The 14,693-nt window shown below is 69.3% G+C and carries 15 protein-coding genes and 2 pseudogenes; 6 read left to right on the top strand and 11 right to left on the bottom strand.

Annotated elements, in window-relative coordinates; translation table 11 throughout:
* Positions 1–309 precede the first annotated feature (309 nt).
* The 4 genes from ACFPZI_RS31800 to ACFPZI_RS31785 form a co-directional block, all read right to left on the bottom strand.
* Complete coding sequence (locus tag ACFPZI_RS31800) at positions 310–951, bottom strand: aspartate/glutamate racemase family protein (protein ID WP_381370507.1); 642 nt, start codon at positions 949–951, stop codon at positions 310–312.
* 17 nt (positions 952–968) lie between these two features.
* Positions 969–1,316 carry a GNAT family N-acetyltransferase gene (locus tag ACFPZI_RS31795; RefSeq protein ID WP_381370504.1) on the bottom strand — a complete coding sequence of 116 codons (348 nt, stop codon included), beginning with the start codon at positions 1,314–1,316 and terminating at the stop codon, positions 969–971.
* Positions 1,317–1,385: 69 nt separating this feature from the next.
* Entirely contained in the window at positions 1,386–1,805 is a 420-nt protein-coding gene (gene panD, locus ACFPZI_RS31790; protein WP_381370500.1) for an aspartate 1-decarboxylase, read from the bottom strand.
* Between the two features lie 306 nt (positions 1,806–2,111).
* Positions 2,112–3,542 carry an endo-1,4-beta-xylanase gene (locus ACFPZI_RS31785; protein WP_381370497.1) on the bottom strand — a complete coding sequence of 477 codons (1,431 nt, stop codon included), beginning with the start codon at positions 3,540–3,542 and terminating at the stop codon, positions 2,112–2,114.
* 728 nt (positions 3,543–4,270) lie between these two features.
* Here ACFPZI_RS31785 and ACFPZI_RS31780 point away from each other — a divergent pair.
* Complete coding sequence (locus tag ACFPZI_RS31780; RefSeq protein WP_381370495.1) at positions 4,271–5,737, top strand: non-reducing end alpha-L-arabinofuranosidase family hydrolase; 1,467 nt, start codon at positions 4,271–4,273, stop codon at positions 5,735–5,737.
* Positions 5,738–6,091: 354 nt separating this feature from the next.
* Here the strand turns inward: ACFPZI_RS31780 and ACFPZI_RS31775 are convergent, their stop codons facing one another.
* Together ACFPZI_RS31775 and ACFPZI_RS31770 are read right to left on the bottom strand one after the other, a co-directional pair.
* Positions 6,092–6,283 carry a DUF397 domain-containing protein gene (locus tag ACFPZI_RS31775; protein WP_381370492.1) on the bottom strand — a complete coding sequence of 64 codons (192 nt, stop codon included), beginning with the start codon at positions 6,281–6,283 and terminating at the stop codon, positions 6,092–6,094.
* The gene (locus ACFPZI_RS31770) at positions 6,280–7,170 is read right to left on the bottom strand and encodes a helix-turn-helix domain-containing protein (protein ID WP_381370489.1); all 891 of its coding nucleotides are present in this window, start codon (positions 7,168–7,170) and stop codon (positions 6,280–6,282) included. Before ACFPZI_RS31770 ends, ACFPZI_RS31775 begins: the two co-directional genes overlap by 4 nt.
* 310 nt (positions 7,171–7,480) lie before the next feature.
* On the opposite strand from ACFPZI_RS31770, the gene ACFPZI_RS31765 reads away from it, so the two are divergent.
* From ACFPZI_RS31765 to ACFPZI_RS31755, 3 genes are all read left to right on the top strand, one after another.
* Positions 7,481–7,705 (top strand): DUF397 domain-containing protein, encoded by a 225-nt coding sequence (locus ACFPZI_RS31765; RefSeq protein WP_381370487.1) that lies wholly within the window; start codon positions 7,481–7,483, stop codon positions 7,703–7,705.
* An 85-nt stretch (positions 7,706–7,790) separates the two neighbouring features.
* Positions 7,791–8,258, top strand: coding sequence for a hypothetical protein (locus ACFPZI_RS31760; RefSeq protein WP_381370484.1), 468 nt, complete (start codon positions 7,791–7,793; stop codon positions 8,256–8,258).
* 101 nt (positions 8,259–8,359) lie between these two features.
* Positions 8,360–8,785 (top strand): ATP-binding protein, encoded by a 426-nt coding sequence (locus ACFPZI_RS31755; protein WP_381370481.1) that lies wholly within the window; start codon positions 8,360–8,362, stop codon positions 8,783–8,785.
* Positions 8,786–9,151: 366 nt separating this feature from the next.
* Here ACFPZI_RS31755 and ACFPZI_RS31750 read toward each other — a convergent pair whose 3' ends face one another.
* The 3 genes from ACFPZI_RS31750 to ACFPZI_RS31740 form a co-directional block, all read right to left on the bottom strand.
* Positions 9,152–9,496 (bottom strand): DUF418 domain-containing protein, encoded by a 345-nt coding sequence (locus ACFPZI_RS31750; RefSeq protein WP_381370478.1) that lies wholly within the window; start codon positions 9,494–9,496, stop codon positions 9,152–9,154.
* Between the two features lie 564 nt (positions 9,497–10,060).
* A complete protein-coding gene (locus ACFPZI_RS31745) occupies positions 10,061–11,080 on the bottom strand; it encodes a hypothetical protein (RefSeq protein ID WP_381370475.1) in 1,020 nt (339 codons plus the stop codon).
* A 38-nt stretch (positions 11,081–11,118) separates the two neighbouring features.
* Positions 11,119–12,078 carry a DNA/RNA non-specific endonuclease gene (locus ACFPZI_RS31740; protein ID WP_381370472.1) on the bottom strand — a complete coding sequence of 320 codons (960 nt, stop codon included), beginning with the start codon at positions 12,076–12,078 and terminating at the stop codon, positions 11,119–11,121.
* Between the two features lie 296 nt (positions 12,079–12,374).
* On the opposite strand from ACFPZI_RS31740, the pseudogene ACFPZI_RS31735 reads away from it, so the two are divergent.
* Positions 12,375–12,824: pseudogene (locus tag ACFPZI_RS31735) on the top strand (IS5 family transposase); the annotation flags it as partial.
* A 202-nt stretch (positions 12,825–13,026) separates the two neighbouring features.
* Here ACFPZI_RS31735 and ACFPZI_RS31730 read toward each other — a convergent pair.
* Both ACFPZI_RS31730 and ACFPZI_RS31725 read right to left on the bottom strand, forming a co-directional pair.
* Positions 13,027–13,374 carry a DUF1330 domain-containing protein gene (locus tag ACFPZI_RS31730; RefSeq protein WP_381370469.1) on the bottom strand — a complete coding sequence of 116 codons (348 nt, stop codon included), beginning with the start codon at positions 13,372–13,374 and terminating at the stop codon, positions 13,027–13,029.
* A gap of 501 nt (positions 13,375–13,875) precedes the next feature.
* On the bottom strand, positions 13,876–14,382 hold the full coding sequence (locus tag ACFPZI_RS31725) for a hypothetical protein (protein WP_381370466.1): 507 nt from the start codon (positions 14,380–14,382) through the stop codon (positions 13,876–13,878).
* A 115-nt stretch (positions 14,383–14,497) separates the two neighbouring features.
* Between ACFPZI_RS31725 and ACFPZI_RS31720 the strand changes: the two are divergent.
* A pseudogene (locus ACFPZI_RS31720) lies at positions 14,498–14,641 on the top strand (IS701 family transposase); the annotation flags it as partial.
* Positions 14,642–14,693: the final 52 nt, after the last annotated feature.

Here is a 14,693-nt window from a genome sequence, read left to right as displayed (position 1 = left end):
GCGTCGGTGCCGGGCCCGGGGGCGGCTCCGGGGGCGGGACCGGGTCGGGGCGGGGCGGGGGAGGCTGAGGATCCGGGCCCGGGGCGGGTCCGGGTGGCACGGGGTCCGGGGCAGGTCCCGGGGGGACCGGGCCCGGTGCGGGTCCGGGTGGGACGGGGTCCGGGTGTGGTTGCGTCATGGCGGTGCCCTCCGGCCAGTCGGTCGACGTCGGCTCTGGACTACTCCCCCGCCTACCCGACGACCGCGTCCCCAGTCGTCCACGGTCACTCCCCCGCGTGACGAGCACGCCTCCCAGAGGCCCAGGTGGCGCTACCGGCCGCCCCGAGCCGCCGCCGCACCCGCCGCGAGCCCTGCTTGCGGGCTGGACAGCACCGGGACAACGGTGGTCGTGAGGTGCTCCGCCGGGGCCATCGACGCCTGGGCGAGCACGATCACGTCGGCGCCGGTGACCGCGTCGGCCGCGTCGGCGACCTGACGTGCGTAGGCCGCCGGGTCGCCCGCCTCGAAGCGGGCCCAGGCTCCCTCAGCCAGCAGAGTGCGCACCTCGACGGGGCGGCCGGCGCGGCGCGCCTCCTCCTCGACCAGGGCCGACGTCGGGCCGAGGGTGCTCGCCAGAGCGGCGAGGACGACCACGCGCGGCCCGGCGGCCACGGCCGCGCCCGCCATCGGCCGGTCGACCCGCAGCACCGGCACACCGATCCGGTCGGCTGACGCCTCCGCGACCGAGCCGATGGTCGAGCACGTGCACAGCACGGCCCGAGCACCGTCGGCGACGGCCTCCCGCAGCCTCGCCCGTACGTCGTGGGCCACGGCCTCGGGACCCGCCGCACGGGCCCGGTCCAGCAGTTCCTCGTCGACGAGGTGCCGCAGCTCCAGCCACGGATGGGCGTCGTCGCGCAGGGCGTCGAAGACGGGGACGTGGACGGGCGAGGTGTGCAGGAGGGCGAGCACGGGGGCGTCCGGCGACGTCAGAAACGCCCGGGGTGCGCCGCCAGCCACGCCTTCGCCGCCCGGATCAGCTCCGGGGAGGCGGCCGGGGCCTGGTCGGGGTGGCGTTCGGCCCACTTGACGACGTACGGGCAGAGCGGGGCGACCACAACGCCTTCGCGGGCGGCGAGGGCGTACAGCTCTCGAGCCAGGGAGCCCGCGATGCCCTTGCCCTCGTGGGCGGGCTCGACGACGGTGTGCACCGGCACGATCGCTCGCCCGGGGGATTCGAGGACGAAGTACTCGATCCGGCCGACGACCTCGCCGTCGCCCGCCACCGCTTCCAGCCGGCCCGCCGCCCGGTCGTCGCGGATCTCGATGTCGCTCATGAACACATCACGCTCCTGCCTCTGCCCGTCACCGTGCGCCCGCGACCGTGTCCGTGCCTCCCACGCCGCTCAGGCCGTGGCGGCCTGCGGGCTGCGCTGCTGGTCCGACCCCGGCACCGGTGCGGACGGGTCGGCTCCCAGGGCGACGATGCGGTTGTCGCGGTCCACGTGCACCACCCGGGGTTCCAGCGCCCGCGCCTCGGCGTCGGTCACCTGAGCGTAACTGATGATGATCACCAGGTCACCGGGGTGGACGAGATGCGCAGCGGCCCCGTTGATTCCGACGACACCCGAGCCCCGCTCCCCCTCGATGACGTACGTCTCCAGCCGGGCCCCGTTGTCGATGTCGACGATGTGCACGAGTTCACCGGGCAGCAGATCGGCGGCGTCGAGCAGATCGGCGTCGATCGTCACGGATCCCACGTAGTGCAGGTCGGCCTGGGTGACGGTGGCGCGATGGATCTTGGACTTGAACAGAGTACGCAGCATTCGGGACTCCCAGAAGACGGCTCCCTGCCTGCTTTGTGCAGGTCAAGGGCGGTCGTCACTGTACATCGGCGCGCGTCGGACTCGAAGATTGTGAGGAACATCGTTTCACTTTGAGGAGAAGGCCACCTCCCTGCACTTCCGCGGGGACCGGACGGTTGTGACGCCGCCCACCAAGCCATGCCGATCGCGAGGGTCGCCGCCACCACGGCGGCGACCCGGGACCATCAGCGATGTCTTCGTGAAGGGACGGGGGAAACCGCGCTGTAGGCCGTCACCGATTCACCCTTTCGTTCGCGGCAGGCCTTGTCAGGCGCGGGTCCACCGTTGGTTGTTGCCGTTCGAGCAGGAGTAGAGCTGGATCAGGGTGCCGTTGGCGGTGCCGCCCCCGACGGCGTCGAGGCAGAGGCCGGACTGGACGCCGACGATGGATCCGTCGGAGTTGAGGCGCCACTTCTGGTTGTCGCCGCCCCAGCAGCTGTAGATCTGGACCTTGGCACCGTTGCCGGTGCCGGCGGCGTCCAGGCACTTGTTGCCGTAGACCCTGAGCTCGCCGGCGTCGGTGTACGTCCACTGCTGGTTGGTGCCGTTGTGGCAGTCCCACAGCTGGAACTGGGTGCCGTCGGTGGTGCCGGCGTTGGGCACGTCCAGGCAGCGGCCCGAACCGACGCCCTTGATCGTTCTGCCGTCCGCGGGCGGTGTGGTGGAGCCGCCGTTGAGTGCGTTGAGGACGGCGGTGTAGGCAGGCTTCTTGCTGCCGTCGTTGTTGAACAGCAGCGGCGTGTGCTCCGATCGCCAGGAGTCGCTGTCACGCACACCCCAGACGGTGATGCCGAGGCAGCGAGCGGCGGCCAGGCAGTCGTTGACCACGTTGGCGTAGGTCGTGGCCGAGGCACCCTGGATGTCGAGTTCGGTGATGGCCACGTCGACGCCCAGGGCGGCGAAGTTCTGCAGGGTGGTGCGGAAGTTGCTGTTGTAGGGGCTGCCGCTGTTGAAGTGCGACTGGAAGCCGACGCAGTCGATCGGCACGCCGCGCTGCTTGAAGTCCCGGACCATGGCGTACATGGCCTGGGTCTTGGCCCAGGTCCAGTCCTCGACGTTGTAGTCGTTGTAGCAGAGCTTGGCGGACGGATCGGCGGCGCGCGCTGCGCGGAAGGCGACCTCGATCCAGTCGTTGCCGGTGCGTTGCAGGTTGGAGTCGCGCCGGGCTCCCGAACTTCCGTCGGCGAAGGCCTCGTTCACGACGTCCCACTGCGCGATCTTGCCCTTGTAGTGGCCCATCACGCCGTTGATGTGGTCGATCATCGCCTGGCGCAGCGCGCTGCCGTTGAGGCTCTGCATCCAGCCGGGCTGCTGGGAGTGCCAGGCCAGGGTGTGGCCGCGCACCTGCTTGCCGTTCTGCACCGCCCAGTTGTAGACGCGGTCGGCGGCGGTGAAGTTGAACTGACCCCGCTGCGGTTGGGTGGCGTCGATCTTCATCTCGTTCTCGGCCGTCACCGAGTTGAACTCCCGGGCCGCGATCGTCGCGTACGTCGAGTCGCTCAGCCTGTTCGCGGCGATGGCGACGCCGAAGTAGCGGCCGCTCTGCGCCGCCGCGGCGCCGAGCGTGCTCTCGGCGGCCTGAGCGGGCGGCGGCGCGACCAGTGCGGTGACCACACCGAGGACGCCGGCGACCAGCGCCAGCAGCAGAACGCGGATCTTCCGCCGGACGACGGGTCTGGGAAGGGCATGAGAGCCCATGGCTGTGCCTCCAAGGTAGGAATGACGGGATCACCGGACACCGCGGTCGTGGGACCCGGCAGGATCTCAACCGGCACGGACGGGCCCAGTCGGCCGCCGAGTGACGTACGCCGGGCGGCAGCGGTCTTTCGACACAGGCACGGGGTACTCCATCGCGGCTCATCCGGGAGGCCGTCACGCGGCGTCGCACACCTCTCCTACTGCACGGAGGGCCGGGATGCGTCGGTGCGAGCCTCACCGGGACGAAAAACGGGGTGGCGCAGGTGCTTTGGTGCGCGGATCTGTCGTGCAGCTGTGCGCGGCTCTGTAGTGCGGCACAGCCTGCCCGGGACCAGCGTGGTTCGAAATCTCGTCCTACGATCGATTTACCAGACAGGATGATTGAGGAGTTGACGGCGACTCGTCAACTCTTGCGACAGGAAAAATTTCTGCTTCTAATCCGAAACTTTCGATGCCGCGTCGAGGCGGGTGGATCTCTGGACCGGCGAACCGGATCGCACGCCACCTGCGGGTTTACGGTCGACGCAAGGGCTTGCCACGCCCGGTGGGCGGAACTGTTTGTGGACAGACCGGTGACAGACCTTGACCGGAGGGCCTCACCTCCCTAGCTTGTGGCGTCACAGAATCGGGATCACTTCGAAACTTTCGAACCCGTCCCTGCCCCCGGCGCGGCTGCCGCTCCGCACTTCATCGGCGGCACCTCACCCCGCCCCCAAGGAGGCCCTCTGATGTGGTTTCGCCACCCGTCCCCGGTCCGTCCAAGACGCTTACTCGGCGTCCTTGCGCCCTTGCTGCTCGTGGCCACCTTCCTCGGTGCCCAGCCCGCCGAGGCCGCGACCGTAGACCCCAACGCCTCGTATGTGCTGGTCAACCGCAACAGCGGCAAAGCCCTGGATGTCTACAACATGGCGACCAACGACGGCGCCCGCATCACCCAGTGGACCAGGAACAACCAGAACCAGCAGCAGTGGCAGTTCGTCGATTCCGGGGACGGCTACTACCGCATCAAGTCCCGCCACTCGGGCAAGGTGCTGGACGTCCACACCTGGTCCACCGCGAACGGCGGCTCGATCGTCCAGTGGGCCGACCTGAACGGCACCAACCAGCAGTGGCGGCTGGCCGACAGCTCGGACGGCTACGTGAGGCTCATCTCGCGCCACAGCAACAAGGCCCTCGAAGTACAAGGCGCCTCCACCGCCGACAACGCGAACATCGTCCAGTACGACGACTGGGGCGGCACCAACCAGCAGTGGCAGCTCGTCAAGGTCGGCGCCGACACCCCCGGCCCGTGTGATCTTCCGTCGACCTACCGCTGGACATCAACGGGCGCGCTGGCGCAGCCCAAGCAGGGGTGGGTCTCGCTCAAGGACTTCACCGTCGCCCCCTACAACGGCAGACAACTTGTCTATGCGACCACGCACGACACGGGGACGAGGTGGGGTTCGATGAACTTCGGCCTGTTCACCAACTGGTCGGAGATGGCCTCTGCCGGCCAGAACACGATGTCCAACTCGACCGTCGCACCCACGCTCTTCTACTTCGCGCCGAAGAACATCTGGGTGCTCGCCTACCAGTGGGGCGGGACCGCCTTCTCCTACCGGACGTCGAGCGACCCCACCAACCCGAATGGCTGGTCGTCCGAGCAGGTGCTCTTCTCCGGAAGCATCTCCGGCTCCGGAACAGGGCCCATCGACCAGACACTCATCGGTGACGGCACGAACATGTACCTGTTCTTCGCCGGCGACAACGGCAAGATCTACCGGGCCAGTATGCCGATCGGGAACTTCCCGGGCAGCTTCGGCTCGACCTCGACAGTGATCATGAGCGATACGACGAACAACCTGTTCGAAGCCCCGCAGGTCTACAAGCTGCAGGGCCAGAACCGCTACCTCATGATCGTCGAGGCGATCGGCTCGCAGGGCCGCTACTTCCGCTCGTTCACGGCCACCAGTCTGAACGGCTCCTGGACGCCCCAGGCCGCGACCGAGAGCAATCCCTTCGCCGGCAAGGCCAACAGTGGCGCCACCTGGACCAACGACATCAGCCACGGCGAGCTGATCCGCACCAGCGCCGATCAGACCATGACCGTCGATCCCTGCAATCTGCAGTTGCTCTACCAGGGACGCAGCCCCAACTCCGGCGGCGACTACGGCCTCCTGCCCTACCGTCCGGGTCTGTTGACACTGCAGCACTGACGGCATGACGCGAGTCCGGCTCCGAGGGGGAGCCAGCGTGGTGGGCTCGGCCTTCCGCCGAGCCCACCACGCCGTGATCTGAACAGCCCAGGTCACCTCACCCGGCCGCACAGAAAGCCAAGCAGGCCAAGGCGGCACCAGCCGGGCGTGCGGACGGCAAGAAGCCCGCCCCGAAGAAGTCCACGGCGAAAAAAGCCGTGGGGGAACCGAAGACCGCGCCCGTGCGCGACCTCGGTGACCGTTTCATCAACCGCGCCGCCCTCGGCTACGGCCCCGTGGACGAGACCAAGGGGTCCCGAACGCGGTGAGGGCGTGCCGTCCGCTGCTCCGGCGGACGGCACGCCCTCACATCGCTCAGCACTCCGACGCGAACCGGACGAACTGCCCCCAGCCTTCGCGGCCGACGGCAAAGGCCGGGCGGGTCACGTCCTTGGAGTCCCTTACGTGGACGGCCTGTTCGGCGATCGCGATCTCCACACAACTGTCGCCCTGGCTGCCGCTGTAGCTGGACTTGAACCAGGCGAGTTCCGACGTACCGCTGTTCATAGCTCTCCTCGCAGTCGCTCCAGCAGGTCCCGGGATTCTGTCGGGTTCAGGGCCTGCGAGCGCAGTGTGTCATAGCGTTGGCAGAGCAGAATCATCTCTTTCGGGTCGGAGATCAGCCGACCGTTCTGCTGCCCCTCGGAGTACCCGAGCCGCCGCCCCTCCGAGGTCTCCAGGACCTGTACGGGCCCATCCAGACACGCGTGCAGCCGAGCCTCCACCGGCACCGCCTGAAGCGTCACGTTACGCGGGGCGGTGAGTTCAAGGACATGGTCCACCAGCCCGCGCATCGCCTCCGCATCCCCGAACCCCCGCCGGAACACATGCTCCTCGACGATGAAGCTGAACGGCACCGTCGGCCGCTCCCGCATCATCGCCTGTCGCTCCATCCGTGCGGCGAGCTGCACTTCCAGCTCCTCGTCGGTCCGCAGCGGGATCGTGCCCTCGAACACCGCTCGCGCATACGCCTCCGACTGCAACAACCCCGGAACCAACCGGCACTCGTACGTGCACAGGCTCACCGCCTCCCGCTCCAGCCGCGCCCACCGCCGGAACCACGCCGCCAGCCCCGCCTCCCCCCGCGTCAGATGCCGAGCGGCCTTCCGCAGTACACCGGTATTGCCCAGCGCCTCCTCCGCGCGTTCCACGAACGCCTCGTCCGGCATCCGGCGTCCCAACTCCACCGATTCGACCGTGTGCTTGGAGTACTGGACCCGAGCCCCGAGGTCAACCCGGCTGAGCCCCGCGTGCTCGCGCAGTGCCTGGACGACGGCGTCGAACGTGCGCAGGCTGTCCGACGGATGCGGCTCCCGCTCCCACTCCCCCGCCGGAACCGCCCGCGCACCGGCGCCGCCTCCGGCCGCCTCCCCCTCGACTCCGACGATGTCCATGCGCCGCCCCTTTCCTGCGTACCGCACCGCGACGGCTCCTCACGCCGCCCCGCGTTCACCGCTCAGCGTGACGGAAAATCAGACGCACCGTCCACTCTTCGTGTCCATACGCTGACTCAGCGTACGGGGTGCCACACTCGTCCCCGCCCCGTCCGGCCGCCACTCTGAGGTCACGGAGAGCGAGGAGAAACCGTCCGTGCCCGCTGGTCACCTGCGAAACAACCGGGCGGCCCCCTCCTGTGAACTCCCGCCCGGAGCGGGCGGCGGCGGCCGGACCCGGCCGCGTCCAGACGAGCTGGAAGGTGCAGAGATGCGGAACGGAACCGACCTGTACGCGTTCGACATCGGCGGGGCCTCGTTCACGAAGGCCTGCGGCGGCCCCTGCACCGAGGGGTGCGTGACGCTGGCCCGGATCAGCGAGGACGCCTGGGCCCTGGGCGACAGCAAGCGGCCGGACGCGCAGCCGCTGCGGTTCACCACGGAGGAGCTGGACGCGGCCGGTATCGACCCGGCGCGCTTCGGCCTCGGCGCCTGACCCTCCTCCCCCTCCCCTCCCCACCACCGGCCGGACCGGGCCCCTCCCCGCGTCCGGCCGGCGCTCCTCGAAACGGGAACAGCACGTGCACCACCACGCCTACCTCTGGACCGGCCCGAAGGAACGCTTCGACGACGAGGCCCTGCGGCGGCCCCCGCACCCCGATCCGCCCCCGGCCGGGAGCAGGCCGGAACTGATCGAGCGCTACCGCCAGGTGGCCGCGGAGTTCGCCACGTCGGACCTCCCTCCCCTGGAGACGGCGTACTGGCTCGTCAAGCCCCGCTCCCTGGTGCGGGGCACCTGGGACGAGGCGAAGGAGGCGGCGGCCTGGCTCGGTGAGCGGCTGGCCGAGTACGCCCCGCGGTTCGCGGCGGAGGGCGACCGGGACACCGCGCGCCTGGCCCGGCTGGTGGACGCCGCCGCCGAACGCCTGCACTCGGGCGCCGACATGTCGTACGGCCACTACCTCGAACGACCCTCGTACCTCTCCATGGCCGTGGTGACGTGCTCCCCCAACCGCGCGGTCCCCGGACTTGCCTGCCCGTGCGCGTAGGGAACCCGGCGCGCACCGACTCCTCTCCGCCTCCGTACGCTCACTCCGCGTACGGGGCGCGGCACTCGCCCCCGCCCGCATCCGGCCGCCACTCTGACGCCATGAACCACGCAACACCCCAAGTCGGCGCCCCCGTTCACACCTTCACCCAGTTGCTGTCGTCCACGCGGCGCGGCGCCCGTCTCGCCCGGCTCCTCGCGGTGACCGAACTGCGCTCCCGGGGCGCTTCGCAGGAGCTCACGGAGCGTGCCGAACTTGTCGTCGCGGAACTCGCCGCCAACGCCGTCCTGCACGGCCGTGTGCCCGGCAGCTGCTTCCGGCTGACCCTCGTCCTCGACCCGGCCGCCGGCCACCTCCGCGTCGAGGTCAGCGACGCCCGCGGAGACCTCCACCCGCTGCCCTGCCCCACGGGCACCGCACCCGACGCGCTCCGCACCGGCGAGGGCGGCGACCACTGGGACTGCGTCCCGTACCCGCCCAGCGGCAAGACCGTCCGGGCGGTGCTGACGGCACCGGTCGATGCGTGACGCGCACGGCTTCGCCCTCACCCCCTCACAGACGCCGGTGCCGCGCCCCGCTCACCGCCGGTCACGCCAAAGCTGCCGCAGCCGCAACGCCTCCATGGTCTCGATGGGGCGCGAGCTCCGCACCAGGGGCGGGCTCCCGGCCTGGATCCAGGCGCGCCTGGCGGTGGAGCCGGTGGTGGTGCGGGAAGCCGGACAGCTGGTGTTCGAGACGGCCGCAGCATCGTCCGGCCCGCCGCCCCGGCGCCGCCGCCCTCGCGGTCGCGTGGGCCTGCCCCGCTCACCCGGTCGTGTGCGGCATTCCGCGCCTGAACGGCACAGACCTCACGGAAGTGGCCGTACGGCCGGTGCCGGGCGACCCCGCCCGGATCAGACCGGTCGTCGATAGGTGACACGTCGGACCAGCACCTCGAACGGGCCGCGCCGCCCCGCTCGGTGCATGTGGTGCGCCAGCAGCACCGTCGCGATCCAGGTCGCGAGGGCCAGGAGTGCCGTGGTGGTGACGGTCAGGACCGCGGAGAGGTCGAGCAGGAAGGGCGTGAAGACGAGCGCCCAGATCACCGACTGCGCCAGATAGCAGGTCATCGACCGCTGACCGGCGGCAGCGATGGCGTTCACCACCCTTCCCCGCCGGAACTCGAGCCGGCGAGCGAGCAGTGACACCAGCGCTGCATACCCGAAACCGCCGAGGAGTGGCCGGGGCTCGGCCGCCACACCAGCCGGTGCCGGGCCACAGAAACGCACCGGTCCGGTCCGCAGCCGACGCGGTCGCGGTCGCGGCGAGGTGACCCGCGTGCAGGAGCTGCATGCGGAGCGCGCAGGGGACGCCGGGTACGTCGGCCGTCCACCGGGCCGGGTCGGCGCCGACGAGCTCCTCGGTCGGAGCGCATGCTCAGAAGAAGGCCGCTTCCGCGTCCGCCGGACACCGAACCGAGTGATCAAGTTCGAGGCATCATTCGACGCCGGACGTTGAAGATCGAGCCAGGAGGGTGGTCGAACACGTCGCCGGACCCTGATTTCCGGAGCTGAGAGCACCGACGCGTCCGACGGGCGAAGTGGCCGTGGAGGGGTGAGGAAGGGGCCCGTGGAAGGGACCTGCGGGACGTGGTCCACGTCGCAGGCGGGCGCCGGGCCGGACGCGGTGTGAGGGTCTTGGGCGGGGTGGGGCGTGTGGTGGGCGGGCACGGTGCCCTCGGTTTCCCCGGCCCGCGGGCCGTATCGGCAGTCGACCCGGCCGCGGTGGGATGGTGAAACTCATGCCGGCTCTCGGCGTGCCGGTCACTGGACCAGCTCGATGTGGGGGTGGGACGGGTCGGCCGGGCAGGCGTGGAGCTGGAGGCTGTGGCCGCCAGCGATCCCGATCAGGGTGAAGTTCGCGGGCGGAGTGCCGCCGGGGAGTGGAGTCGGGTTCGTCCGCTCCTCCTCGGGGGCCCAGCTGTCGCTGCCGGCGTCCCATTCGAGGGTGGCGATGGTGAGGAGCGGGAGCGCCTCGGTGCCGCACTCCGGGCAGCGGCGGGGCATGGGGTCGGACAGGCCCCAGCGGGACCAGCCGCCAGTCTTCCAGCCGGGCGAAGTGGACAACTCGTTCCGGTAGAACTCCTGCGGGCCGGTGGGGCAGGAGCCGTCCCACCGGCTCGGGTCGCCCAGCTCCTGCCGCAGCTCCTTGTCCAGCTCCATGAAGGCGGGGTACTCCGTGACCTGCTCGGGCGCCAGCAGGGACGGTTCCGGAAAATAGCCCTGGGAATTGATCGCGGGCGGTTCGGGCGGCGCGTCGAGGACGTCGATGACGATGGCGGCGGAGCGCCAGAAGAGTGCGGTCTTGGGGTGGGCCGGGTGGTCGAAGGGGCACCACAGGACTTGGAGGAGATCGGCCCCGGGCGGGCTGAACGGGAGAGGGACGTCACGGGCGTACAGCTGGGCGACCGGGAGCAGGGGGATCGGGCCCTCGGGCCAGGGGCGGCCCTGGAGGATCCGCTTCTCGGTGGCCAGTTCCTCGGGCGTGGGCCGGGAAGCCGGGCTGCCGAGGTGCCGCCGGCTTGCTATCGCCGCGTGGTTATGGCGAAGGAGCCGGATGTCGTCCGGGGACAGAACCCTGCGCGCCGCGCCCCTCTCGTGCGGCTCGTCGCAGTGCGGCCACGGCTCGTCGGCGGGCCACAGCAGCGGCCCGCCGACGGAGCTGTCCTGCACGGTCGGCGACCCCGGCCGCGGGTGCAGCCGGGTCGCCGTGCGCGCCAGCGGGGCCAGTTGAGGGAAGAGCGCGGTCACGTCGACCGGCCGCGGCGGGGTGGTGAAACTCATGCTGGCTCCCGAGAGCACAAACAAGGTGTGTAGAGAGATCAGTTGCCGAGGTTGTGCGCTCCGCCGGTCTGGGTGTTGGGAATGTAGACGCCTTGGAACATCGGTTCGATAGAACCGTCCTCACGCTCGATCTTGGCGCTCATTGTAACGCCCACCGGAATCGTGCTGTCGGCGCTCAGATAGGTGGGAGTCACCTCGTAGAGGATCGCGTCGTCCTCGCTGAACGAGTCCAGCCGCACCTCGTCCCGGACCTGCTCCTCGTACTTCCACATGCTGCCTGCACCGGTGTTCATCCCGACCTGCCAGCAGGGCACGAGGTTCTTCGAGATCCGCCCGCCGAGAATGTTGGCGATCAGGTGACACCGGGCGAGCTGGTCGGTGAGATTGTGCGCAGAGGCGTAGTCGGCCGCGTCCAGCCAGCCGGTGATGTCTCCGTCGGCGTTGAGTTCCCAGCGGTCGGTGAGGTTCTTCTGGGCCCACAGATACGCCGCCACCGCGCCGCCCTGGTTCGAGCCCTGCGTGTTCATCGACAGCTCGGGCATGACCGACGGAACCGCACAGCCCGCCACCGAAGTGCCGCCGACCGCGTGATCGCACCTGATCTGACGCGCGTTCTTCCACGACGCGTTCGGGTCGGTCGCCGTTGCTCCCGGGGACGTCACGTACATCGCGTAGGACGTGAAGAAGGAGGCGGAGGAGCCCGTCGTCTGGGGCGAGGAGTAGGTGACGGTTCCGGTCAGGGTCTGGCCGAGGGTGAGGCCGCCGCCGTACCAGGGGGCGGTCTTGGTGGCCGTGCAGCCGGCGTCGCAGGAGGCGCGGAACTTGGCGTTCAGCGCGATGACATCGCCGACGGCGCTGGTCATGGTGACGGTGACCTGCTCGCTCCAGGTCGTGGCGGTCGCGGAGAGGTCGGCGCTGGTGGAGACCGCCAGGGTGCCGCGTCCGATCTCCAGACCGTTGCTGTCGCGGAGGATGTAGGTGACGTTGATACCGGTCACGCAGTACGAGAAGCGCTCGTAGCTGTAGTTCCCGGGGCTGGTGATGTCAGAGTGCGGTAAGTGATGGTCTAGCTAATTTCGCACCACTTCGTCCCAGTGGGTAGCAGGCCCCTGACCTCGGCTGTCGAGCCAAACCGGGGAGCCGGAGCCGTGCGCTCGGCCAGGGCGGCGATGTTGATCATTCGACCGCCGGAATCACCCCGTTATGGCATGTCATCACATCGGTGTGAAACGGCAGGAAACATCACTTACCGCACTCTCACAGCTGCCGGCGGTGGCGGCGGCGGCACTGGTGCGGGTCTTCGCCTTCGCGGGGGCGGGCGAGGAGCAAGCACCACCTGGTCGTCGACCGGCACGGCACCCCGCTCGCCGTCACGCTGACCGGCGGCAACCGCCACGACGTCACACAGCTCCTGCCGCTCCTTGACGCGATCCCACCGATCCGGGTCCTGCGCGGACGCCCGCGCACACGGCCACGCAGGCTGTTCGCCGACCGAGCCTACGCCTTTGACAAGTACCGCCGCCTGCTGTGGAAGCGTGGGATCAAGCCGCTCATCGCCCGTCGCGGCGTCGCCCACGGCTCGGGCCCGGGCAAGACCCGCTGGGTGGTCGAGCGGACCTTCGCCTGGCTCCACCAGTTCAAGCGCCTGCGCATCCGCTACGAGATACGCGCCGACCTCCACCAAGGCCTGCTCCAACTCGCTTGCAGCATCATCTGCTTGAGAAGGCTCAGAACCTCATTCTGAAACGATCAGTTAGGCAGCCACCATGGGGCGAGCCTCGAAGATCATGGCCCCAACGTCGTGCTTTACCGGGCAGGTCCACAGACTGCCCGACGCTCCGGAAGCTTACGGGGCCATGATCACTCACCCCATGGCAGCTCCCGCCCAAAGCCGCTCCTCCGACCTCAGTTCGTCGTCTGCCGCCGGGCCCAGCCGCGCCCGAGGGCTACTCGGCAGGCAGGGCCTCTCGCATCGCCTTTGCGGTGGCAGTCGGGTCGTAGCCCTCCGGGACGCCTTCGACCAGGATGATGTCGCCCTCGATGTGCCGCGAGCGCAGCGGTGCGATCTCCTGGTATGCGGGTGAGTCCCACCAGGCCCGCGCCTCGGTGATCCCGGGGAAGCCAATCATCACGACATGTCCGGGCCAGCTGCCCTCCTTCACCTCGTGCTGCGTGGCGTGCACGAGGAAGCGCCCACCGTACGGCTCGAAGGTGGCGGGGATGCGCTCGATGTACTCGACGATCTCCGGGTGCGGAGCGGCCTCTTGCAGGTGAGCTATGACGTAGGCGGGCATGGTGTCCTTCCGGGCGGTCGAGCTCCGTACGCCGGGAGCATGGCATGCCGCCGCACCGGGGTCGATGACCTGACAGGTAAGCGGACCCCGCCCGCACCCCGGACTGGCGGCACACATGCCCCCTGCGTGCCCGACCGGACGGCAAATGGCGGGGAACAACGGGGACCTTTGGTAAGCGTTCCGGGAACGCCCAGGTCAGCATCTTCCCAGGTGAAACCCGGCCTGGTTACGCGATCTTCCAAGCAAGTGCGCCAGGCCCCGACGTTGACACTTGACTGCGCCATTGAGACTCCACCGACCTACACATCATGCTGCGGAGCTACCTCGTAATAGCGTGCAGACATTTATGCAGTCGACCCGCCTACCGCCTCCCAGAGCGTTTTTGGCGTATCTGCAGAACAGTTCCTGTCAGCACTCCGGTCGTAGATCGTGATCTGCTGATCGGGGCTGGTCCCAGGGCCTCGGCACGCGTGAGGGTGCCCGGTTTTCGGGGCGTGTGCGTTAGCGCAGTGAGTGACGCTGGTAGCGCGACTCCGGTGGCCCGACGGTCAGCCCGTTCTCGTCGAGGGCGTTGAAGATGGTCAGTTGGCTGCGGGGGAAGCGGAAGCTGACGGCGACTGTTCCCTGGGCCATGTCGCTCCCGGTCCATTCGAGGAGTTCGACGTCCTGAAGGACCTGGCCCTGCAGGGCGTGCAGCTCGGGGCGCGTGCCGTGGCGCCACTGGAGATCGAAGTCGGGCCACTGGACCGGCTGGTGGGGGTCGACCGTGTTCCAGGTGATCGAGAGGTCGTCGAACTTTGCGTGGTTGATCTCAACCTGTTCTCCGGTGAAGTCGAGCAGGACTGGGCAGTCGGAGAACCACTCGCTGTCCTGAACGTCCCAGACCAGCCAGGCATGGGTCAACGGGCGGCCGATGAGCGCACGCAACTGCTGACCGTGGCCTGCCACGACCGCGGAGCGACCGTTGAGCCATTGAGGCCGGTAGCTTTCGATCCCGAAGTCGAACACGCCGGGGTCCTCTCAGAATCAGACGTCACGCCACTTTTGCCGAGGCTCTGGGGCTGGTCCGGGAACCGGTGCAGCCACCGGTGATCATCGGTGTGCGAAGACAGAAGATCAGACGGTGGCCGCAGGTCACAGCATAGATCCTGCCCGGTGGCAGGACAGATTCGAGGTCCTGATGGGCCGTATCGCGGGGCGGTTCGCCCGGGTGGAACCGCGGCGCCGAGCGAGGGCGATGGTGCTCGGTTTGCTGTCTGAAGCTCCCCCTTTGACCTGGACGGCCTGATACTGGGACGGAAGGTCCCGGAGGAAGCAGT

The sequence above is a fragment of the Streptomyces chlorus genome (assembly GCF_042655885.1).
Taxonomy (GTDB): Bacteria; Actinomycetota; Actinomycetes; order Streptomycetales; family Streptomycetaceae; genus Streptomyces; species Streptomyces chlorus.
Note: the sequence above shows the minus strand (reverse complement) of the source record. Positions and strands in the feature narration are given on the sequence as shown.

What these genes read in the sequence shown, in the direction of transcription:
- ACFPZI_RS31795 (WP_381370504.1), bottom strand. Translation starts at nt 1,316, where the DNA reads ATGAGCGACATCGAGATCCGCGACGACCGGGCGGCGGGCCGGCTGGAA.
- ACFPZI_RS31745 (WP_381370475.1), bottom strand. Translation starts at nt 11,080, where the DNA reads ATGAGTTTCACCACCCCGCCGCGGCCGGTCGACGTGACCGCGCTCTTC.
- ACFPZI_RS31765 (WP_381370487.1), top strand. Translation starts at nt 7,481, where the DNA reads ATGCGGAACGGAACCGACCTGTACGCGTTCGACATCGGCGGGGCCTCG.
- ACFPZI_RS31775 (WP_381370492.1), bottom strand. Translation starts at nt 6,283, where the DNA reads ATGAACAGCGGTACGTCGGAACTCGCCTGGTTCAAGTCCAGCTACAGC.
- panD (WP_381370500.1), bottom strand. Translation starts at nt 1,805, where the DNA reads ATGCTGCGTACTCTGTTCAAGTCCAAGATCCATCGCGCCACCGTCACC.
- ACFPZI_RS31780 (WP_381370495.1), top strand. Translation starts at nt 4,271, where the DNA reads ATGTGGTTTCGCCACCCGTCCCCGGTCCGTCCAAGACGCTTACTCGGC.
- ACFPZI_RS31770 (WP_381370489.1), bottom strand. Translation starts at nt 7,170, where the DNA reads ATGGACATCGTCGGAGTCGAGGGGGAGGCGGCCGGAGGCGGCGCCGGT.
- ACFPZI_RS31755 (WP_381370481.1), top strand. Translation starts at nt 8,360, where the DNA reads ATGAACCACGCAACACCCCAAGTCGGCGCCCCCGTTCACACCTTCACC.
- ACFPZI_RS31785 (WP_381370497.1), bottom strand. Translation starts at nt 3,542, where the DNA reads ATGGGCTCTCATGCCCTTCCCAGACCCGTCGTCCGGCGGAAGATCCGC.
- ACFPZI_RS31730 (WP_381370469.1), bottom strand. Translation starts at nt 13,374, where the DNA reads ATGCCCGCCTACGTCATAGCTCACCTGCAAGAGGCCGCTCCGCACCCG.